Annotated in this window: 12 protein-coding genes and 1 tRNA gene; 4 read left to right on the top strand and 9 right to left on the bottom strand. The window is 45.5% G+C overall.

Features of this window, described 5'->3' with window-relative positions:
* Positions 1-81: 81 nt before the first annotated feature.
* From VCHENC03_RS02115 to VCHENC03_RS02125, 3 genes are all read right to left on the bottom strand, one after another.
* A complete protein-coding gene (locus VCHENC03_RS02115) occupies positions 82-2,034 on the bottom strand; it encodes a PTS mannitol transporter subunit IICBA (protein ID WP_009707774.1) in 1,953 nt (650 codons plus the stop codon).
* 590 nt (positions 2,035-2,624) lie between these two features.
* On the bottom strand, positions 2,625-4,388 hold the full coding sequence (locus VCHENC03_RS02120) for a lysophospholipid acyltransferase family protein (protein WP_009707773.1): 1,764 nt from the start codon (positions 4,386-4,388) through the stop codon (positions 2,625-2,627).
* 141 nt (positions 4,389-4,529) lie between these two features.
* Positions 4,530-4,820 (bottom strand): hypothetical protein, encoded by a 291-nt coding sequence (locus VCHENC03_RS02125; protein ID WP_009707772.1) that lies wholly within the window; start codon positions 4,818-4,820, stop codon positions 4,530-4,532.
* A gap of 164 nt (positions 4,821-4,984) precedes the next feature.
* On the opposite strand from VCHENC03_RS02125, the gene VCHENC03_RS02130 reads away from it, so the two are divergent.
* Both VCHENC03_RS02130 and VCHENC03_RS02135 read left to right on the top strand, forming a co-directional pair.
* Positions 4,985-5,704 carry an SIMPL domain-containing protein gene (locus VCHENC03_RS02130; protein WP_009707771.1) on the top strand — a complete coding sequence of 240 codons (720 nt, stop codon included), beginning with the start codon at positions 4,985-4,987 and terminating at the stop codon, positions 5,702-5,704.
* A gap of 229 nt (positions 5,705-5,933) precedes the next feature.
* Positions 5,934-6,206, top strand: coding sequence for a hypothetical protein (locus VCHENC03_RS02135; protein ID WP_005436028.1), 273 nt, complete (start codon positions 5,934-5,936; stop codon positions 6,204-6,206).
* 123 nt (positions 6,207-6,329) lie between these two features.
* Here VCHENC03_RS02135 and VCHENC03_RS02140 read toward each other — a convergent pair.
* The 5 genes from VCHENC03_RS02140 to rpsU form a co-directional block, all read right to left on the bottom strand.
* Positions 6,330-6,405, bottom strand: a tRNA-Ile gene (locus tag VCHENC03_RS02140).
* 144 nt (positions 6,406-6,549) lie between these two features.
* Positions 6,550-8,412, bottom strand: coding sequence for an RNA polymerase sigma factor RpoD (gene rpoD / locus VCHENC03_RS02145; RefSeq protein WP_009707770.1), 1,863 nt, complete (start codon positions 8,410-8,412; stop codon positions 6,550-6,552).
* Positions 8,413-8,511: 99 nt separating this feature from the next.
* Complete coding sequence (gene dnaG, locus VCHENC03_RS02150) at positions 8,512-10,275, bottom strand: DNA primase (protein WP_009707769.1); 1,764 nt, start codon at positions 10,273-10,275, stop codon at positions 8,512-8,514.
* A 148-nt stretch (positions 10,276-10,423) separates the two neighbouring features.
* Positions 10,424-10,867: a GatB/YqeY domain-containing protein gene (locus VCHENC03_RS02155; RefSeq protein ID WP_009707768.1), complete on the bottom strand. Its 444-nt coding sequence runs from the start codon at positions 10,865-10,867 to the stop codon at positions 10,424-10,426.
* Positions 10,868-10,895: 28 nt separating this feature from the next.
* Positions 10,896-11,111 (bottom strand): 30S ribosomal protein S21, encoded by a 216-nt coding sequence (gene rpsU / locus VCHENC03_RS02160; RefSeq protein ID WP_001145625.1) that lies wholly within the window; start codon positions 11,109-11,111, stop codon positions 10,896-10,898.
* 230 nt (positions 11,112-11,341) lie between these two features.
* Between rpsU and tsaD the strand changes: the two genes are divergently transcribed.
* Together tsaD and VCHENC03_RS02170 are read left to right on the top strand one after the other, a co-directional pair.
* The gene (gene tsaD / locus VCHENC03_RS02165) at positions 11,342-12,358 is read left to right on the top strand and encodes a tRNA (adenosine(37)-N6)-threonylcarbamoyltransferase complex transferase subunit TsaD (protein WP_009707767.1); all 1,017 of its coding nucleotides are present in this window, start codon (positions 11,342-11,344) and stop codon (positions 12,356-12,358) included.
* A 186-nt stretch (positions 12,359-12,544) separates the two neighbouring features.
* A complete protein-coding gene (locus VCHENC03_RS02170; RefSeq protein WP_009707766.1) occupies positions 12,545-13,360 on the top strand; it encodes an alpha/beta fold hydrolase in 816 nt (271 codons plus the stop codon).
* 39 nt (positions 13,361-13,399) lie between these two features.
* On the opposite strand, the gene plsY is transcribed toward VCHENC03_RS02170, so the two are convergent.
* The gene (gene plsY / locus VCHENC03_RS02175) at positions 13,400-14,011 is read right to left on the bottom strand and encodes a glycerol-3-phosphate 1-O-acyltransferase PlsY (RefSeq protein WP_009707765.1); all 612 of its coding nucleotides are present in this window, start codon (positions 14,009-14,011) and stop codon (positions 13,400-13,402) included.
* Between the last annotated feature and the right edge of the window lie 205 nt (positions 14,012-14,216).

The following is a 14,216-nucleotide window of genomic DNA, read 5'->3' as shown; positions in this document are numbered from 1 at the left end:
TAAACGAATTTAGGGTGAGGCCAACCGCATAGGGGGTGACAGCTGACCTCGGTTTGCTCAGGAGCAAATTAAAGGGAGTGATTAAGCCGCTTGCTGGCCGCCAAGGATGTTCAGAATCTCTTCCACATCGTTGGTGCTAGTTAGCTTCTCAATTGCCTCCGGCTCATCGAGCGCGTTTGTAATGGTGGTAATCACCTGGATGTGCTCATCGTTCTTAGCGGCAATGCCGATAACCAGTTTCGCTACATCATCGTCGTCTTCAGTAAATTGGATACCCGATGGGTATTGGCAGATTACAATGCCGGTTTTCTTCACGCGGTCTTTCGCTTCTACCGTACCGTGAGGTACTGCGATAGATTCGCCTAGGTAAGTTGGAACCAACGCTTCACGCTCAAACATCGCGTCTACGTATTCTGGTTCTGCGTAGCCAAGTTCAACCAATTTGTTGCCTGCAAAGCGAATGGCTTCTTCTTTGTTGGCTGCTTTCAAACCTAGGTGAATGTTCTCACGCTGGATTTGGAATACCGATGGTTGTTGTGGCTCAAAGCTGTCGTCGTTTGCCGCCATGACTGACACTTTTACCATCTGGTCGTCATTGGCTGCGGATTGGTTTTGTGCTGCTAGTAGTTTGGTGACTAGCTGGTTGTACATTTCGCTATCTAGGAAGTTAGTCAATGAAATGTGGTGTGCGTTTGGAGCATGCTTACGTGCACGATCCGTTAAGTCTTTATGAGTAATCACGATATCTGCACTCTCTGGTAAGCTGTTAATGGCAAGGTTGGTTACGTGGATGTTCAGACCTGCGTCTTGAACCTTTTTGCGTAGCATGCTCGCGCCCATTGCACTCGAGCCCATGCCCGCATCACAAGCGACAATGATGCTTTGTACTGTCGCTAGGTCTACGTCACCTTTGCTTTGGCTGTTTACCACCGCATCGTTTTTAGATGCAGATTTCATGTCTTTCATTTGTGATGTTGCTTTTTCTAGTGCTGCTTCATCACCGTCTTCTTCTGTTGACGTTTGAGTCTTCATTAGCAGTGCTGCTACCGCGAATGACACGCCTGTTGCTGCTGCGATAGATGCTAGTACACCAACGATTGAGCCTTTCTGAGTCATCAACAAGATTGCAAAGATTGAACCCGGTGATGCTGGAGAAACGATACCTGCGTTAAAGATAGTTAGAACGAATACGCCAGTCATACCGCCTGCGATAGCCGCAAGGATTAGGCGAGGGTTCATTAGGATGTATGGGAAGTAAATCTCGTGGATACCGCCGAAGAAGTGGATGACTGATGCACCACCTGCCGTTTGACGAGCCGTACCTTTACCAAACACCATGTAAGCTAGCAGGATACCTAGACCAGGACCTGGGTTTGCTTCGATTAGGAAGAAGATCGATTGACCTGTCTCAGACGCTTGTTGGATACCTAGCGGAGAGAAGATACCGTGGTTGATCGCGTTGTTTAGGAACAGGATCTTCGCAGGTTCAACGAAGATTGAAGTTAGTGGTAGTAGGTGAGCAGAAACTAGGAAGTTAACGCCGGCCGCCAAACCACCAGAAAGAATTTTTACGAATGGACCGATAAAGATGAAAGCAAGGATCGCACATAGCATACCGATGATGCCCGCAGAGAAGTTGTTAACCAACATCTCGAAGCCACTTTTTACTTTACCATCGATGTAGTTATCGAATTTCTTGATAGCCCAGCCGCCCATTGGGCCGACCATCATTGCACCCATAAACATTGGGATGTCTGTGCCGACAATCACACCCATTGTTGTGATTGCACCGACTACCGCACCACGATCGCCACCAACTAATTTACCACCGGTGTAACCGATAAGTAGTGGCAGCAAGTAGGTAATCATTGGGCCAACCATAGAGGCTAACGTTTCGTTTGGTAGCCATCCAGTTGGGATAAATAGAGCAGTGATAAAGCCCCACGCGATAAACGCGCCGATGTTTGGCATTACCATGTTTGACAGAAAACGACCAAAATTTTGTATCTTGATCTTGGCATCTGGTGATATCATAACAATTCCCCGTTCGATGTTCTGATGAATCTTGTTGTAGTAAACGGTTCGCCAAAACCGTTTGTTTGATTGCTTAGTACCCAATCAATTTACCACACATTTTCCAATTGGAACTGACAACGGGTTTTTCGTGATCTACGCCCGCATTTCTTAGGCTGAGAAACGGTTTTTAAGTGACCAAGTTCAACTTATTAACTTGTAACTTAATAACAAAAAGCCACTTTCAAATCTGTCAATAAAAATCTTAGTGATCAATTCGATCTTCTGACAAATTTAAAATCAAAATACTTTGTGACTTTGATCACTTTTTATTTCTTTTGAAATTCAAATTAAATACCAGTAACGATCAATGTCACATTCTGTGCTGGTTTGGTCTGGATATAAAATGTGATCTAAGTCGATTTTGGTGTTTTGTGAAAGTTTGTGACGGAATTGGCGTGATCAATGTCATTGCGACTCTTCGATAGAATGTATTTATAAGAGTCTTTTCGGCGTACTTCACGAAGTGCTCTTATCTAATTGATAGAAAAGTAAAAGAGAGTCGCTACACCGCTTTTATTGACTCACAACTCCCTTCTTACTCACTGCTCTTACTTATGGTTGCTATTAGCATGGTAGGTGAGGTATTCATGAGTTTGCTCGCGTCCCATATACCTTGCCAACGTCTTTTCTTGAACATCGCGCAAATCCACCGTAATCAACCCATCTAGAGCGTTATTGAATGCAGGGTCGACATTGAAGCACACCAGTTTGCCATTGAGGCTTAAGTACTGACGCAGTAAAACGGGCACACCTTTCCCTTCATCGATTCTGGCAATTACGCGTGATAGTAACTGTAAATCTCCCAGAGCAGTAAGCATGCTGGTGTTCCAGTCACGGTGGTGCTCAGGAAGTGGGTTAGAAGGTGTGACGTACTCTGCGCAGTTGCTATCGTAGTGGTGCAGTGTCATTGATTGAGCCAGCAGTTGGCGTGCAGTATCGCTATAGTCGTTGCTAATGCTTACCGGACCAAATAGGTGAGTGTAATCTGGGTTTTTATGCACGAAGGTTGCGATGCCTTTCCACAGCAGCAGCAGCGCGCTCATGCTCTTTTGATATTGCTGCGCAATCACTGAGCGCCCCATCTCGATGGATTTACCCATTTGGTCGATAAAGCGTTGGTCATAGTTAAACAACGTTCGTGAATATAGACCTGCTACGCCGCGCTTTTCAATCAGTTGATCAACCAGACCTAAACGATACGCGCCTACCAAGCATTGGTTTTCTCTGTCCCACACAAACAGATGCAGGTAATCATGATCGAAATGGTCAATGTCTATTGCTAGTCCCGTCCCTTCGCCAACCTGTCGAAAATTGAGCTCACGTAGGCGACCGATTTCATGCAGTATAGAAGGGATATTCTGCGACTCCGTGCAGTAAACATCGAACTCACCACTTGTTAGCAGCTTGGACTCTTTTGGTAAGTTGTTCAGCTCTTCAAGCAATTCGCCTACGGGTAACCCTGCCGCTATTGGAGAGAGCCGTTCTGATGAGGAAGAGGGTTTCACCGATTGGGTCTCTCGATTGAGCAAGTAAGTGTTGAGCCGTAAATAGTTCACCACTTGATCATCGCTAAGTGTGTTGAGCTCTTTGAATTTGATTGCTTGGCCAAAAGATAAATCGATGGTTTGCGCCTGTTTGTTCAGCAGTTCTCGCCCGAGCAGTAGGGTACGCAAAAGTGGATGGATTTTCCCTGCCATATAGAAGCGTTTCGAGTTCTGACCACTGATGAATACTGGAACTGTCGTTGCTTTGTTTTTGCGGATCAGGCTACTTACGCTTCGACTCCACGATTTGTCTTCCAAGCGTTGCTGTTTGGCATCGACTAACTGGGAAACCTCACCGGCAGGAAATACAAGCAATAAGCCGCCACTTGCGAGGTGTTTATTGGCCGCTCTCAGGGCTTTCATATTCGATTTGACGGCGTCTTTGCCTTCAAATACATCGACACCAATAAAGAGCTGATCTAACTCCGGCACGGTTTTAAGATATTGATTGGCTAGGATTTGGATATCGTCTCTAACCATCAACAGTAATTCAGCCAAGATCACGCCTTCCACACAACCAAGCGGGTGGTTCGCCACAATGACGGTAGCACCTTGTTTAGGAACTGAGTCGAGTGAACCATGAGCAATGCGATAGTCGATACCTAAGATATCCAGCGTGAAGCGAAGAAAAGTTTTGGTATCGGCATTAACGGGGCGCTGGGCGTAGAACTTATCAAGTTGGTTTAAACCGGTTGCCCATTCAGCAACGTTTTCACCAATGCCAAACGGCGTTTTACGTGGGAGACGAAAAGGGGTCGAACTATCCATATTTACCTCAGCGTACAAGTTGCTGATTGGATAGTAGAAATTACAGATGACAGTTAAGAGGCAAAAGCATGAGCCTTTGGTGACAAACCAATGAAGCTTTATTGACCAAAGGCGTTGAGGCGAGAGTTACTAATGGTAGCTTTAGGTTTTATCCCCAGCGAACATTAAGAAACTCAGTGAGTTCAGTGTTTCACCAAGGCTTTCGAGAGAGCTCAATACCTGCTTGGTTGGCTCGTTGTCTAACAGAATACGCCCATCAAAGCCCTTGCCTTCGCAATGTTCCTCAGTACAAGCAACCGCTGATTCGTCTAGAACTGCGTTTTCGACAACTTGTTCTTCACTCATCTCTTCAGAGGAAATCTCGTCAGCACTCAAACAAGACGCAGAGACGAGTAGGGCACTGAGCAACACCATCAACTTTGTTTTTAACATAGTAATGAAACTCGAAAATAAAACACTGTTCGATTTTATGCTATTGCGCTTATCATTTCGAGCGATATGACAAAAACTTAGCTTTCAGTCGCTATTTTCCTGCGGTATCTGGGCTATGTTATCTAGATAACAAATTGATTGGTTTAACGAAATTAGGAGGATGAATGGAGCGGATTTCCAATAAGTCATCACTGTGGCTAGGGCTGTGCTTAATCATCGGGTTAGGAGTGTTGGGCTTTTTCATTCAACAGACCGCGGTAAAATACAAAGCCTATGAACGCGTCGTGACGGTAAAGGGCTTATCTGAGCGTGAGTACCCAGCAGATACGGTGATTTGGCCAATTCAATTTACGGTTGCGAGTAATGATATGCCGACGATGTTTGATGAGATTGATCAGCAAACTAAGCTGGTGCTCGATTTTCTGGCTGCTAAAGGGCTGGATGAATCAAACTTTTCTCTTTCCTCTCCTGCTGTAACAGACCGCAAAGCGCAGCAATACGGCAATGAACAGGACATTGAGTATCGTTACTTAGCCAATCGAACGGTGACGGTCTACAGCCAGAATATTGATGTCGTCAGAGCGGCGATCAATGAAATTGGTGAGCTAGGTAAACAGGGCGTTTTGCTTAACCAAGACCCTTATGCAAATCGTGTTGAGTACAGCTTTACTAAGCTCAATGACATCAAGCCAGATATGATTGAGGAAGCGACCAAGAACGCTCGTGAAGTGGCAGAGAAGTTCGCCAAAGATTCGCAAAGCTCGCTTGGTAAAATCAAGCGTGCGACGCAAGGCCAGTTCTCTATTTACGATCGTGATAGCAACACGCCGTATATTAAAAAAGTACGCGTTGTCTCAACTGTTCAGTATTACTTGTCAGATTAACTCTATTTCTTGCTAACCCTGAATAACAGTAGAAGCCAGTCATTTGATTGGCTTTTTTAATGTTCAATTAATTGCATTTTAATTGCCGCTCTTTTTCTGATTTGTGCAAGTGATCTTTTATAAAACTAAGTTCTTATTTGTTTGGCGATGAAGTTGATAAAAGTCAATTCAGAGAAGGAGTTAGAGGCGTAATTTTGACCGCACTGATTAGCTAGAAGGAATTACTAGAATGGCATTTAAACATTACCTCAGAGAGTTACTGGGTTTGACCATCGTGGTCTCTGTGGTGTTCGGGGTTTTGAGTATCTTATTGGATTTCTGCGCCCTTGCGGCACTGTGCGAGCATCAAGAAAATATCGCGCATATCTTCTTCCACGAATCGTTTTACTTCGTCGCGTTTCTGATCCCGCCTTATTTCTTGTGGAAAGTCATTAATCGCCCTGACTTAGTCGCAGCGACAGAGGATTACCAAGTCAGCAAGCTTGAGTTAGAGCGCCCTTAGCTCTAAACAAACCTCAGTTCTAAACTACCTCTAAAGTTAGTGTTGGGTCGTTGGTATTGGATGGAATCTCTGTCTTCCTGATACAACAAAGGCCCGTAGATTTCTCTACGAGCCTTCTGAATTTGGTGGCCCCTCCCAGACTTGAACTGGGGACCAATCGATTATGAGTCGACTGCTCTAACCACTGAGCTAAGGGGCCTTAATAGGTCAACGATTATAGGGGAAGCGTTGCAAGGTGTCTAGCCACTAGGTAGGGCAATTGCGCTTAGTTTTTATTCACTTAGCTTCACGGATAATAAAAAAGGTGACCGTTGGTCACCTTTTTTGATTTTAATCGCTTCGATTACTCGTCTAGGAAGCTGCGCAGTGTTTCTGAGCGGCTTGGGTGACGTAGTTTACGCAGTGCTTTCGCTTCGATCTGACGAATACGTTCACGAGTAACGTCGAACTGCTTACCAACTTCTTCTAGAGTGTGGTCAGTGTTCATGTCGATACCAAAGCGCATACGAAGAACTTTTGCTTCACGTGGCGTTAGGCCTGCAAGTACGTCTTTGGTTGCCATTTTCAGGCTTGTCGCAGTTGCAGAATCTAGCGGTAGTTCTAGCGTAGTATCTTCGATGAAATCACCTAGATGCGAATCTTCGTCGTCACCGATTGGTGTCTCCATAGAGATTGGCTCTTTAGCGATTTTCAGTACTTTACGAATCTTGTCTTCTGGCATCTGCATGCGCTCTGCCAGTTCTTCCGGTAGCGGCTCACGACCCATCTCTTGCAGCATTTGGCGAGAGATACGGTTTAGCTTGTTGATCGTTTCGATCATGTGTACCGGAATACGAATTGTACGTGCTTGGTCCGCGATTGAACGAGTGATTGCCTGACGGATCCACCACGTTGCGTAAGTCGAGAACTTGTAACCACGACGGTATTCGAACTTATCTACCGCTTTCATCAGACCGATGTTACCTTCTTGGATTAGATCTAAGAACTGTAGACCACGGTTGGTGTATTTCTTCGCGATAGAAATTACTAGACGTAAGTTCGCTTCAACCATCTCTTTCTTCGCACGGCGAGCTTTTGCTTCACCGATAGACATGCGACGGCTGATGTCTTTAATGTTTTGAACGTTTAGAGAAGTCTCTTCTTCAATCATTTTTAGTTTAGTGATTGAACGACGGATTTCTTCTTCGCTACGTTTGATTTTTTCAGCGTATGGCTTGTCAGATGATAGGATTTCATCCAACCATGCTTCGCTTGATTCGTTGCCTGTGAACAGTGCAATGAATGATTTCTTCGGCATTTTGCCGTATTCAACAGCAGCCTTCATGATCAAACGTTCTTGAGTACGAACGCGATCCATCGCCGTGCGCAGTTCATTCACTAGGTGATCAAACTGTTTTGGCGTTAGACGGAATTCTTTGAATACGTCTAGCATCAACTCGTTAGCTACTGTTGCTTTCGGGCTCTCGTAACCGTGCTCGTTGATTGCAAGCTGAAGGTTTTGGTACGTGCTGCGTAGCTGGTTGAATTTCTCAAGCGCTAGCTCTGGGTCGATACCAACATCTTCTTCAGCATCATCTGAATCGTCATCGCTTTCTTCGTCTTCATCAACGTCTTCTTCGTCTTCTTCTTCTAGCTGAGATTCAGTCAGTTCAGAACCGATGTGCGTTGCTGTTGGTGCAGCTGTATCTTCTGCATCAGGGTCAACAAATCCAGAGATTAGGTCTGTTAGACGAAGTTCTTCTGCTTGAACTTTGTCAAATTGCTCAAGAATGTATGGGATAGTGCCAGGGTATTCAGCAACAGACGATTGAACTTGGTTAATACCTTCTTCAATACGTTTTGCGATGTCGATTTCGCCTTCGCGAGTCAGCAGCTCTACAGTACCCATTTCACGCATGTACATACGTACTGGGTCTGTTGTACGACCAATTTCACTTTCTACGCTAGAAAGTGCTGCTGCTGCAGCTTCTGCTGCATCTTCATCGGTAATGTTTGTGTCATCGTTCAGTGCTAGATCATCGGCATCAGGGGCAGTTTCTACTACCTTGATACCCATATCGTTGATCATCTGAATGATGTCTTCTACCTGTTCTGAATCTACGATTTCAGCAGGCAGGTGGTCATTTACTTCGGCGTAGGTCAGATAGCCTTGTTCCTTGCCTTTAATAACAAGTAACTTTAGCTGTGACTGCGGATTTTGATCCATAGACGGTATCCAACTTCGTAATCTGGTGAAGGAATTAGTATGCGAAATGCAAACCACTTACTATAACAAATTAAATTGTTGCTGACTAATTAATCAGGGTTACGCTTTCAAGTCTCTCATGATTAAATCTTGAAGCTCCCTTTTTTCTTCGGTTGATAAACCGACACTTCTTGCTTTGGCCTGCAGGTTTTCAATTTGTCTTTCTACGCACTGGGCAATAATTTTATCCAGTGAGTCAAAAAATACTTCTTCTTGATTGTCTTCATCGAGGGGGATATCCCAGCTCGCAAGACGAGACAGAAGGGTCTCATTTTGGCTGTTGCGCCAATGCTCTAATAATTGGCCTGTGTTGATATGGGGATGTGCCTGACATTTATCAAGTACATCAACAAATAAACTTAGTCCTGGTATTGATAAATCTCTTACCGAAGACAAATCAGGTACCATTTGAGCATAGCTCGGATTTTGGATAAGTAGAGCGATAACCTCACGCATTGGAGTTCGTTTAATCTCTTTATGCGGTTGAGGTCGAGTATCAGTGTTTTTTCTGCGAGTCTGACGTAAGTTGTTGTCAAACCCTGTACGCTCATCCAAAAGTTTTTCAAGTAACTCCTGAAAGTATGGGTCAGGAATTTTGTCTATCAAGGCACTCGCGTAGGCACGTAGTGCGGATTTACCTTCATTGTTGCCCAAGTTGATTTGATGCAGTTCAATCAGGTTATCGAAAAGATAGCTCGAAAGCGGTGTCGCTTGTTCAATTTGTTGTTCGAAGGCTTGTTTGCCGTATTTGCGAACGTAGCTGTCCGGGTCTTCACCATCAGGCAAGAACAAGAACTTCAATGTGTTACCTGTTTTTAGGTATTGAAGTGCGTTCTCTAATGCGCGCCATGCGGCTTCTTTACCTGCTCGGTCACCGTCATAACAACACACAACGGTGTTGGTTTGTCGGAATAGCATTTGAATGTGGTCACCGGTCGTTGACGTGCCCAATGAAGCGACAGAGTAATCTACGCCATATTGCGCCAAAGCCACCACATCCATGTAACCTTCAACCACTAAAATTCGTGGTGGTTCACGATATGCCTGTAAAACTTCATAAAGGCCATAAAGCTCTTTACCTTTATGGAAGATAGGCGTTTCTGGTGAGTTTAGGTATTTCGGAGTACCGTCGCCAAGGACGCGACCACCAAACCCAATCACCCGACCACGACGATCACGAATCGGAAACATGATACGACCACGGAAGCGGTCATAACGGTTACCTTTGTCGTTCTCGATCAACATGCCGCCAGTTACCAGCATGTCTTGGTTGTCTTTGTTCTGGCCGAAGTTTTTGCGGACCAAATCCCATTCATCAGCTACGTAGCCGATGCCAAACTTCTGTACGATTTCGCCAGATAGACCGCGATCTTTCAGGTACTCAATCGCCACTTTGCTTGCTGGCTGCTTGAGTTGGTTACGATAGAATTGAGCAATGCTGCCCATCAAATCGTAAAGACTGCGTTTTTCACTGCTGCTTGCTTGAGGGCCAGATTTAAACTGACCACCGCCACCACTGCGCTGTTCGCGTGGTACGTCCAAACCAAGGTAAGACGCCAGTTCTTCAATCGCTTCGACAAACTCTAAACGTTCGAACTCCATAATGAAGTCGATGGCATTGCCGTGCGCGCCACAACCAAAGCAGTGATAAAACTGTTTTTCTTGGCTAACACTGAAAGAAGGGGTCTTTTCGTTATGGAAAGGGCAGCAAGCACCGTAGTTTTTGCCTTTTTTCTTAAGTTTTACGCGCGCGTCGATGATATCGACAATATCGAGTCGAGCTAGGAGGTCATCAATAAAACTGCGAGGGATGTGTCCAGCCATAAAACCTAACAAAAAAAGAAAATCATGATTGGTGTGAATGGGTTACAGAGAAAAGCATGTGTACGGCTTTTTGTTATTCCATTCTGCCAGATACAAACAAGCCGTGCGTTCCAAAGGATAGCACGGCTTGCTGCAATTGGGTGGGGTATTAAGCCAATTTAGCGCGAACTAGACCGCTTACTTTACCCATATCTGCACGCCCTTGAATTTGCGGTTTCAGAACACCCATTACTTTGCCCATGTCTTGCATGCCAGCTGCACCAGATTCCGCAATTGCACTCTCGATAAGAGTAGCAACCTCTTCGTCTGTCAGTGGTTGAGGCATAAAGTCCTCAAGAACCGTAATTTCAGCTTGTTCCGCATCAGCTAGATCTTGACGACCCGCTGCTTCAAATTGCGTTACAGAGTCGCGACGTTGTTTAACCATCTTAGTCAATACAGCAAGAATGTCGTCGTCGCCCAGAGTGATCTGTTCGTCAACTTCACGTTGCTTAATTGCTGATAGAGCTAAACGAATAGTACCAAGGCGCAATTTGTCCTTGGCTTTCATCGCTAATTTTTGCTCTTCTTTGAGTTTATCAATCAGAGCCATAACTAAATTCCTTTCCGGAGCTCAGTTATTAGTACAGGCGAACGCGACGAGCGTTTTCGCGAGCAAGCTTCTTAGCGTGACGCTTTTGAGCTGCTGCTTTAGCGCGTTTGCGAACTGTAGTTGGTTTTTCGTAGTGCTCACGACGACGCACTTCAGAAAGGATACCTGCTTTTTCGCAAGAGCGCTTGAAACGACGTAGAGCAACGTCGAACGGTTCGTTTTCACGTACTTTAACTACTGGCATATGCCTTTCACCTCAGGGGTTATTCGTTAACGCTGGATTTCAGTAAACCAAATCACAATTGTTTGGTCTATTACCAGCTTGATCAAAAATGGTGCGGAATTTTAATCCGATCACATAAGCTTTGTAAAGCCTTTTATCGCTTATTGTCTGTACAAAATTTGTTTGAAGCACCAAGGCAAGGTAATATGACGCCCAAATTTCCTTTATATAGAAAGCCCACTGAGAAAACCATGCGCATTATCGGTATTGAAACCTCATGTGACGAGACTGGCATCGCGATTTACGACGATGAAAAAGGTCTGCTATCACACCAGCTTTACAGCCAAGTAAAACTTCACGCGGATTACGGTGGCGTGGTGCCTGAGTTGGCTTCACGTGACCACGTTAAGAAAACCATTCCTCTTATTAAAGAAGCGCTAAAAGAAGCAAACCTAACCCCAAAAGACATCGATGGTGTGGCGTACACGGCAGGCCCTGGTCTTGTTGGTGCTTTGCTTGTTGGTGCAACGATTGGTCGCAGTATCGCTTACGCTTGGGGCGTGCCTGCGGTACCTGTTCACCATATGGAAGGTCACCTTCTTGCGCCTATGTTAGAAGATAACCCACCACCGTTCCCGTTTGTGGCGGTATTGGTATCAGGTGGCCACTCAATGATGGTGGAAGTGAAAGGCATCGGCGAGTACAAAATCCTAGGCGAATCGATTGATGACGCAGCGGGTGAAGCGTTTGATAAAACCGCTAAGCTAATGGGCTTGGATTACCCAGGTGGTCCACTGCTGTCTAAACTGGCAGAAAAAGGCACTCCGGGTCGCTTTAAGTTCCCACGTCCAATGACCAACGTGCCAGGTTTGGACATGAGCTTCTCTGGTCTAAAGACTTTTACGGCCAATACTATCGCGGCAAACGGTGATGATGAGCAAACACGCGCGGACATCGCTTTAGCATTCGAAGAAGCCGTATGTGCAACACTCGCAATCAAATGTAAGCGTGCACTAGAGCAAACAGGCATGAAGCGCATCGTTATTGCTGGCGGTGTAAGTGCTAACCGTCGTTTGCGTGCTGAGCTTGAGAAACTGGCGAAGAAAGTCGGTGGTGAAGTTTACTACCCACGTACGGAATTCTGTACCGACAACGGTGCGATGATCGCCTATGCTGGTATGCAACGCCTGAAGAATGGCGAAGTGTCAGACATGGCCGTAGAAGCGCGTCCACGTTGGCCAATTGACCAACTGACGCCAATCGCGTAAGCAAACTTCAGCTGAAGGTTTGAAATAGATTCATGACAATAAAGGTCTCTGCTCATCAGAGGCCTTTATTTTTAGCTAACGAATTGAAAGGCTTCGTGTAATTAATGTGAAAGTCTGACTGATGCGAGCAGTTCTATATTGTTTTGGTGATAGGATGATGCGCAAGAATAAGAAATGGATATAACAATGAATAAGTTTGAAATTGAAGGCCAAGAACTTGCTTACTTAGACAAGGGCGAAGGTCCTGTGCTTCTGTTTGGTCACAGCTACCTTTGGGATTGCCAAATGTGGGCTCCACAAATTGAAGTGTTGAGCCAATCGTACCGTTGTATTGTGCCAGACCTTTGGGGGCATGGTGAGTCAGATGCTGCGCCAGCTTCAACCCGTTCTTTGGTGGATTACGCTCAGCACATGCTGGCATTGATGGATCATTTGGAGATCGAACAGTTCTCTATTGTTGGTTTGTCTGTCGGTGGCATGTGGGGTGCAGAGCTGACTTCTCAAGCGCCACAGCGTGTGAAGTCATTGGTGTTGATGGATACCTTCATTGGGCTTGAGCCTGAAGTGACGCACAAGAAGTACTTTGCGATGTTAGATACCATCAGCCAAGTGCAAGCCGTGCCAGCGCCAATTGTTGAGGCCGTTACTCCGCTGTTTTTTGCCAATAATGCCGAGCAAGTGAACCCTGAGTTAGTCGCTTCATTCAAACAAAGTCTGGAAGCTCTGCAAGGTGAGCGTGCAGTCGAAGTTGCTCGTATTGGACGTATGGTGTTTGGCCGTCGTGATGTGATTGAAGATTCTGAGATGTTTGCACTGCCAACGTTGATTGCGGTCGGTCGTGAGGATAAGCCACGTCCAGTGTTTGAATCTTACTTAATGAATGATTGCATTACGGGCAGCGAGTTAGTGGAGATTCCTGAAGCGGGACATATCAGCTCTTTAGAACAGCCAGAGTTCGTTAACCAAATGCTGTTGAATTTCCTCAACAAAGTACATGCATAAAATCTTGAACAGCATGATTCAAATACAAAAAACTCGGCATTAAGCCGAGTTTTTTTCTATCAGTTTCTTCTCGCCAATCTTGGGCTCTTCACCGGACAATAATCGGCGGATGTTTTGATGGTGCTTAAAGACGATTAAACAACACAACATGGCCACGGGCAGAGTGTATTGGGGTTTGAACATCCAAGTATAAAAAGGAGTAACCAGAACCGTCACCAAGGCAGCCAAGGAAGAGTAACGGAATAAAGCCGCCACAGAGAGCCAAGTGAGCATCACCAGCCCAGTTAAATCCAAACCAATCGGCGCAATTGCGCCCAGTGCCGTTGCAACGCCTTTGCCACCTTTAAAGTGAAAGAAGATCGGATACATATGGCCAAGACAGGCCGCGATGGCGATAACACCAAGGATGATTGGGTCGATACCAAGGAAGTAGCCGCCCCACACTGGAATGGTGCCTTTGAGCATATCGCAAAGCAATACGGCAATCGCTGCCCCTTTACCACCAATACGTAATACGTTGGTGGCGCCTGGGTTATTCGAGCCAACTTTGCGTGGATCTGGCAGTCTCAGCAAACGACAAATTAGAACCGCACTGGAGATCGAACCCAGCAAATAGGCGGCCATTGTCATTATTAGTGCCAGTGCGTCCATAGAAGTCCTTGATGGATTGGAATTTAATGCTCAGTTCCTGAGTAATTGCTATCATACCGCGATTCGGCTGCGAGCAAAAATACTCTCTGCGATAGAGCTTGCATTATGGGATTTCTTGTATATAAAGAGTCTTCGCAGTTTATACCCAAGCGACTTTTTGCCACCAATTGACGTGGTTAAAGGCCGCAACAGGTTGCTTGGGTAT

It is taken from the genome of Vibrio sp. HENC-03, from assembly GCF_000305755.2.
GTDB classification, from domain to species: domain Bacteria; phylum Pseudomonadota; class Gammaproteobacteria; order Enterobacterales; family Vibrionaceae; genus Vibrio; species Vibrio owensii.
The sequence above is the reverse complement of the archived record's forward strand: the minus strand, read 5'-3'. Positions and strand labels throughout refer to the sequence as shown.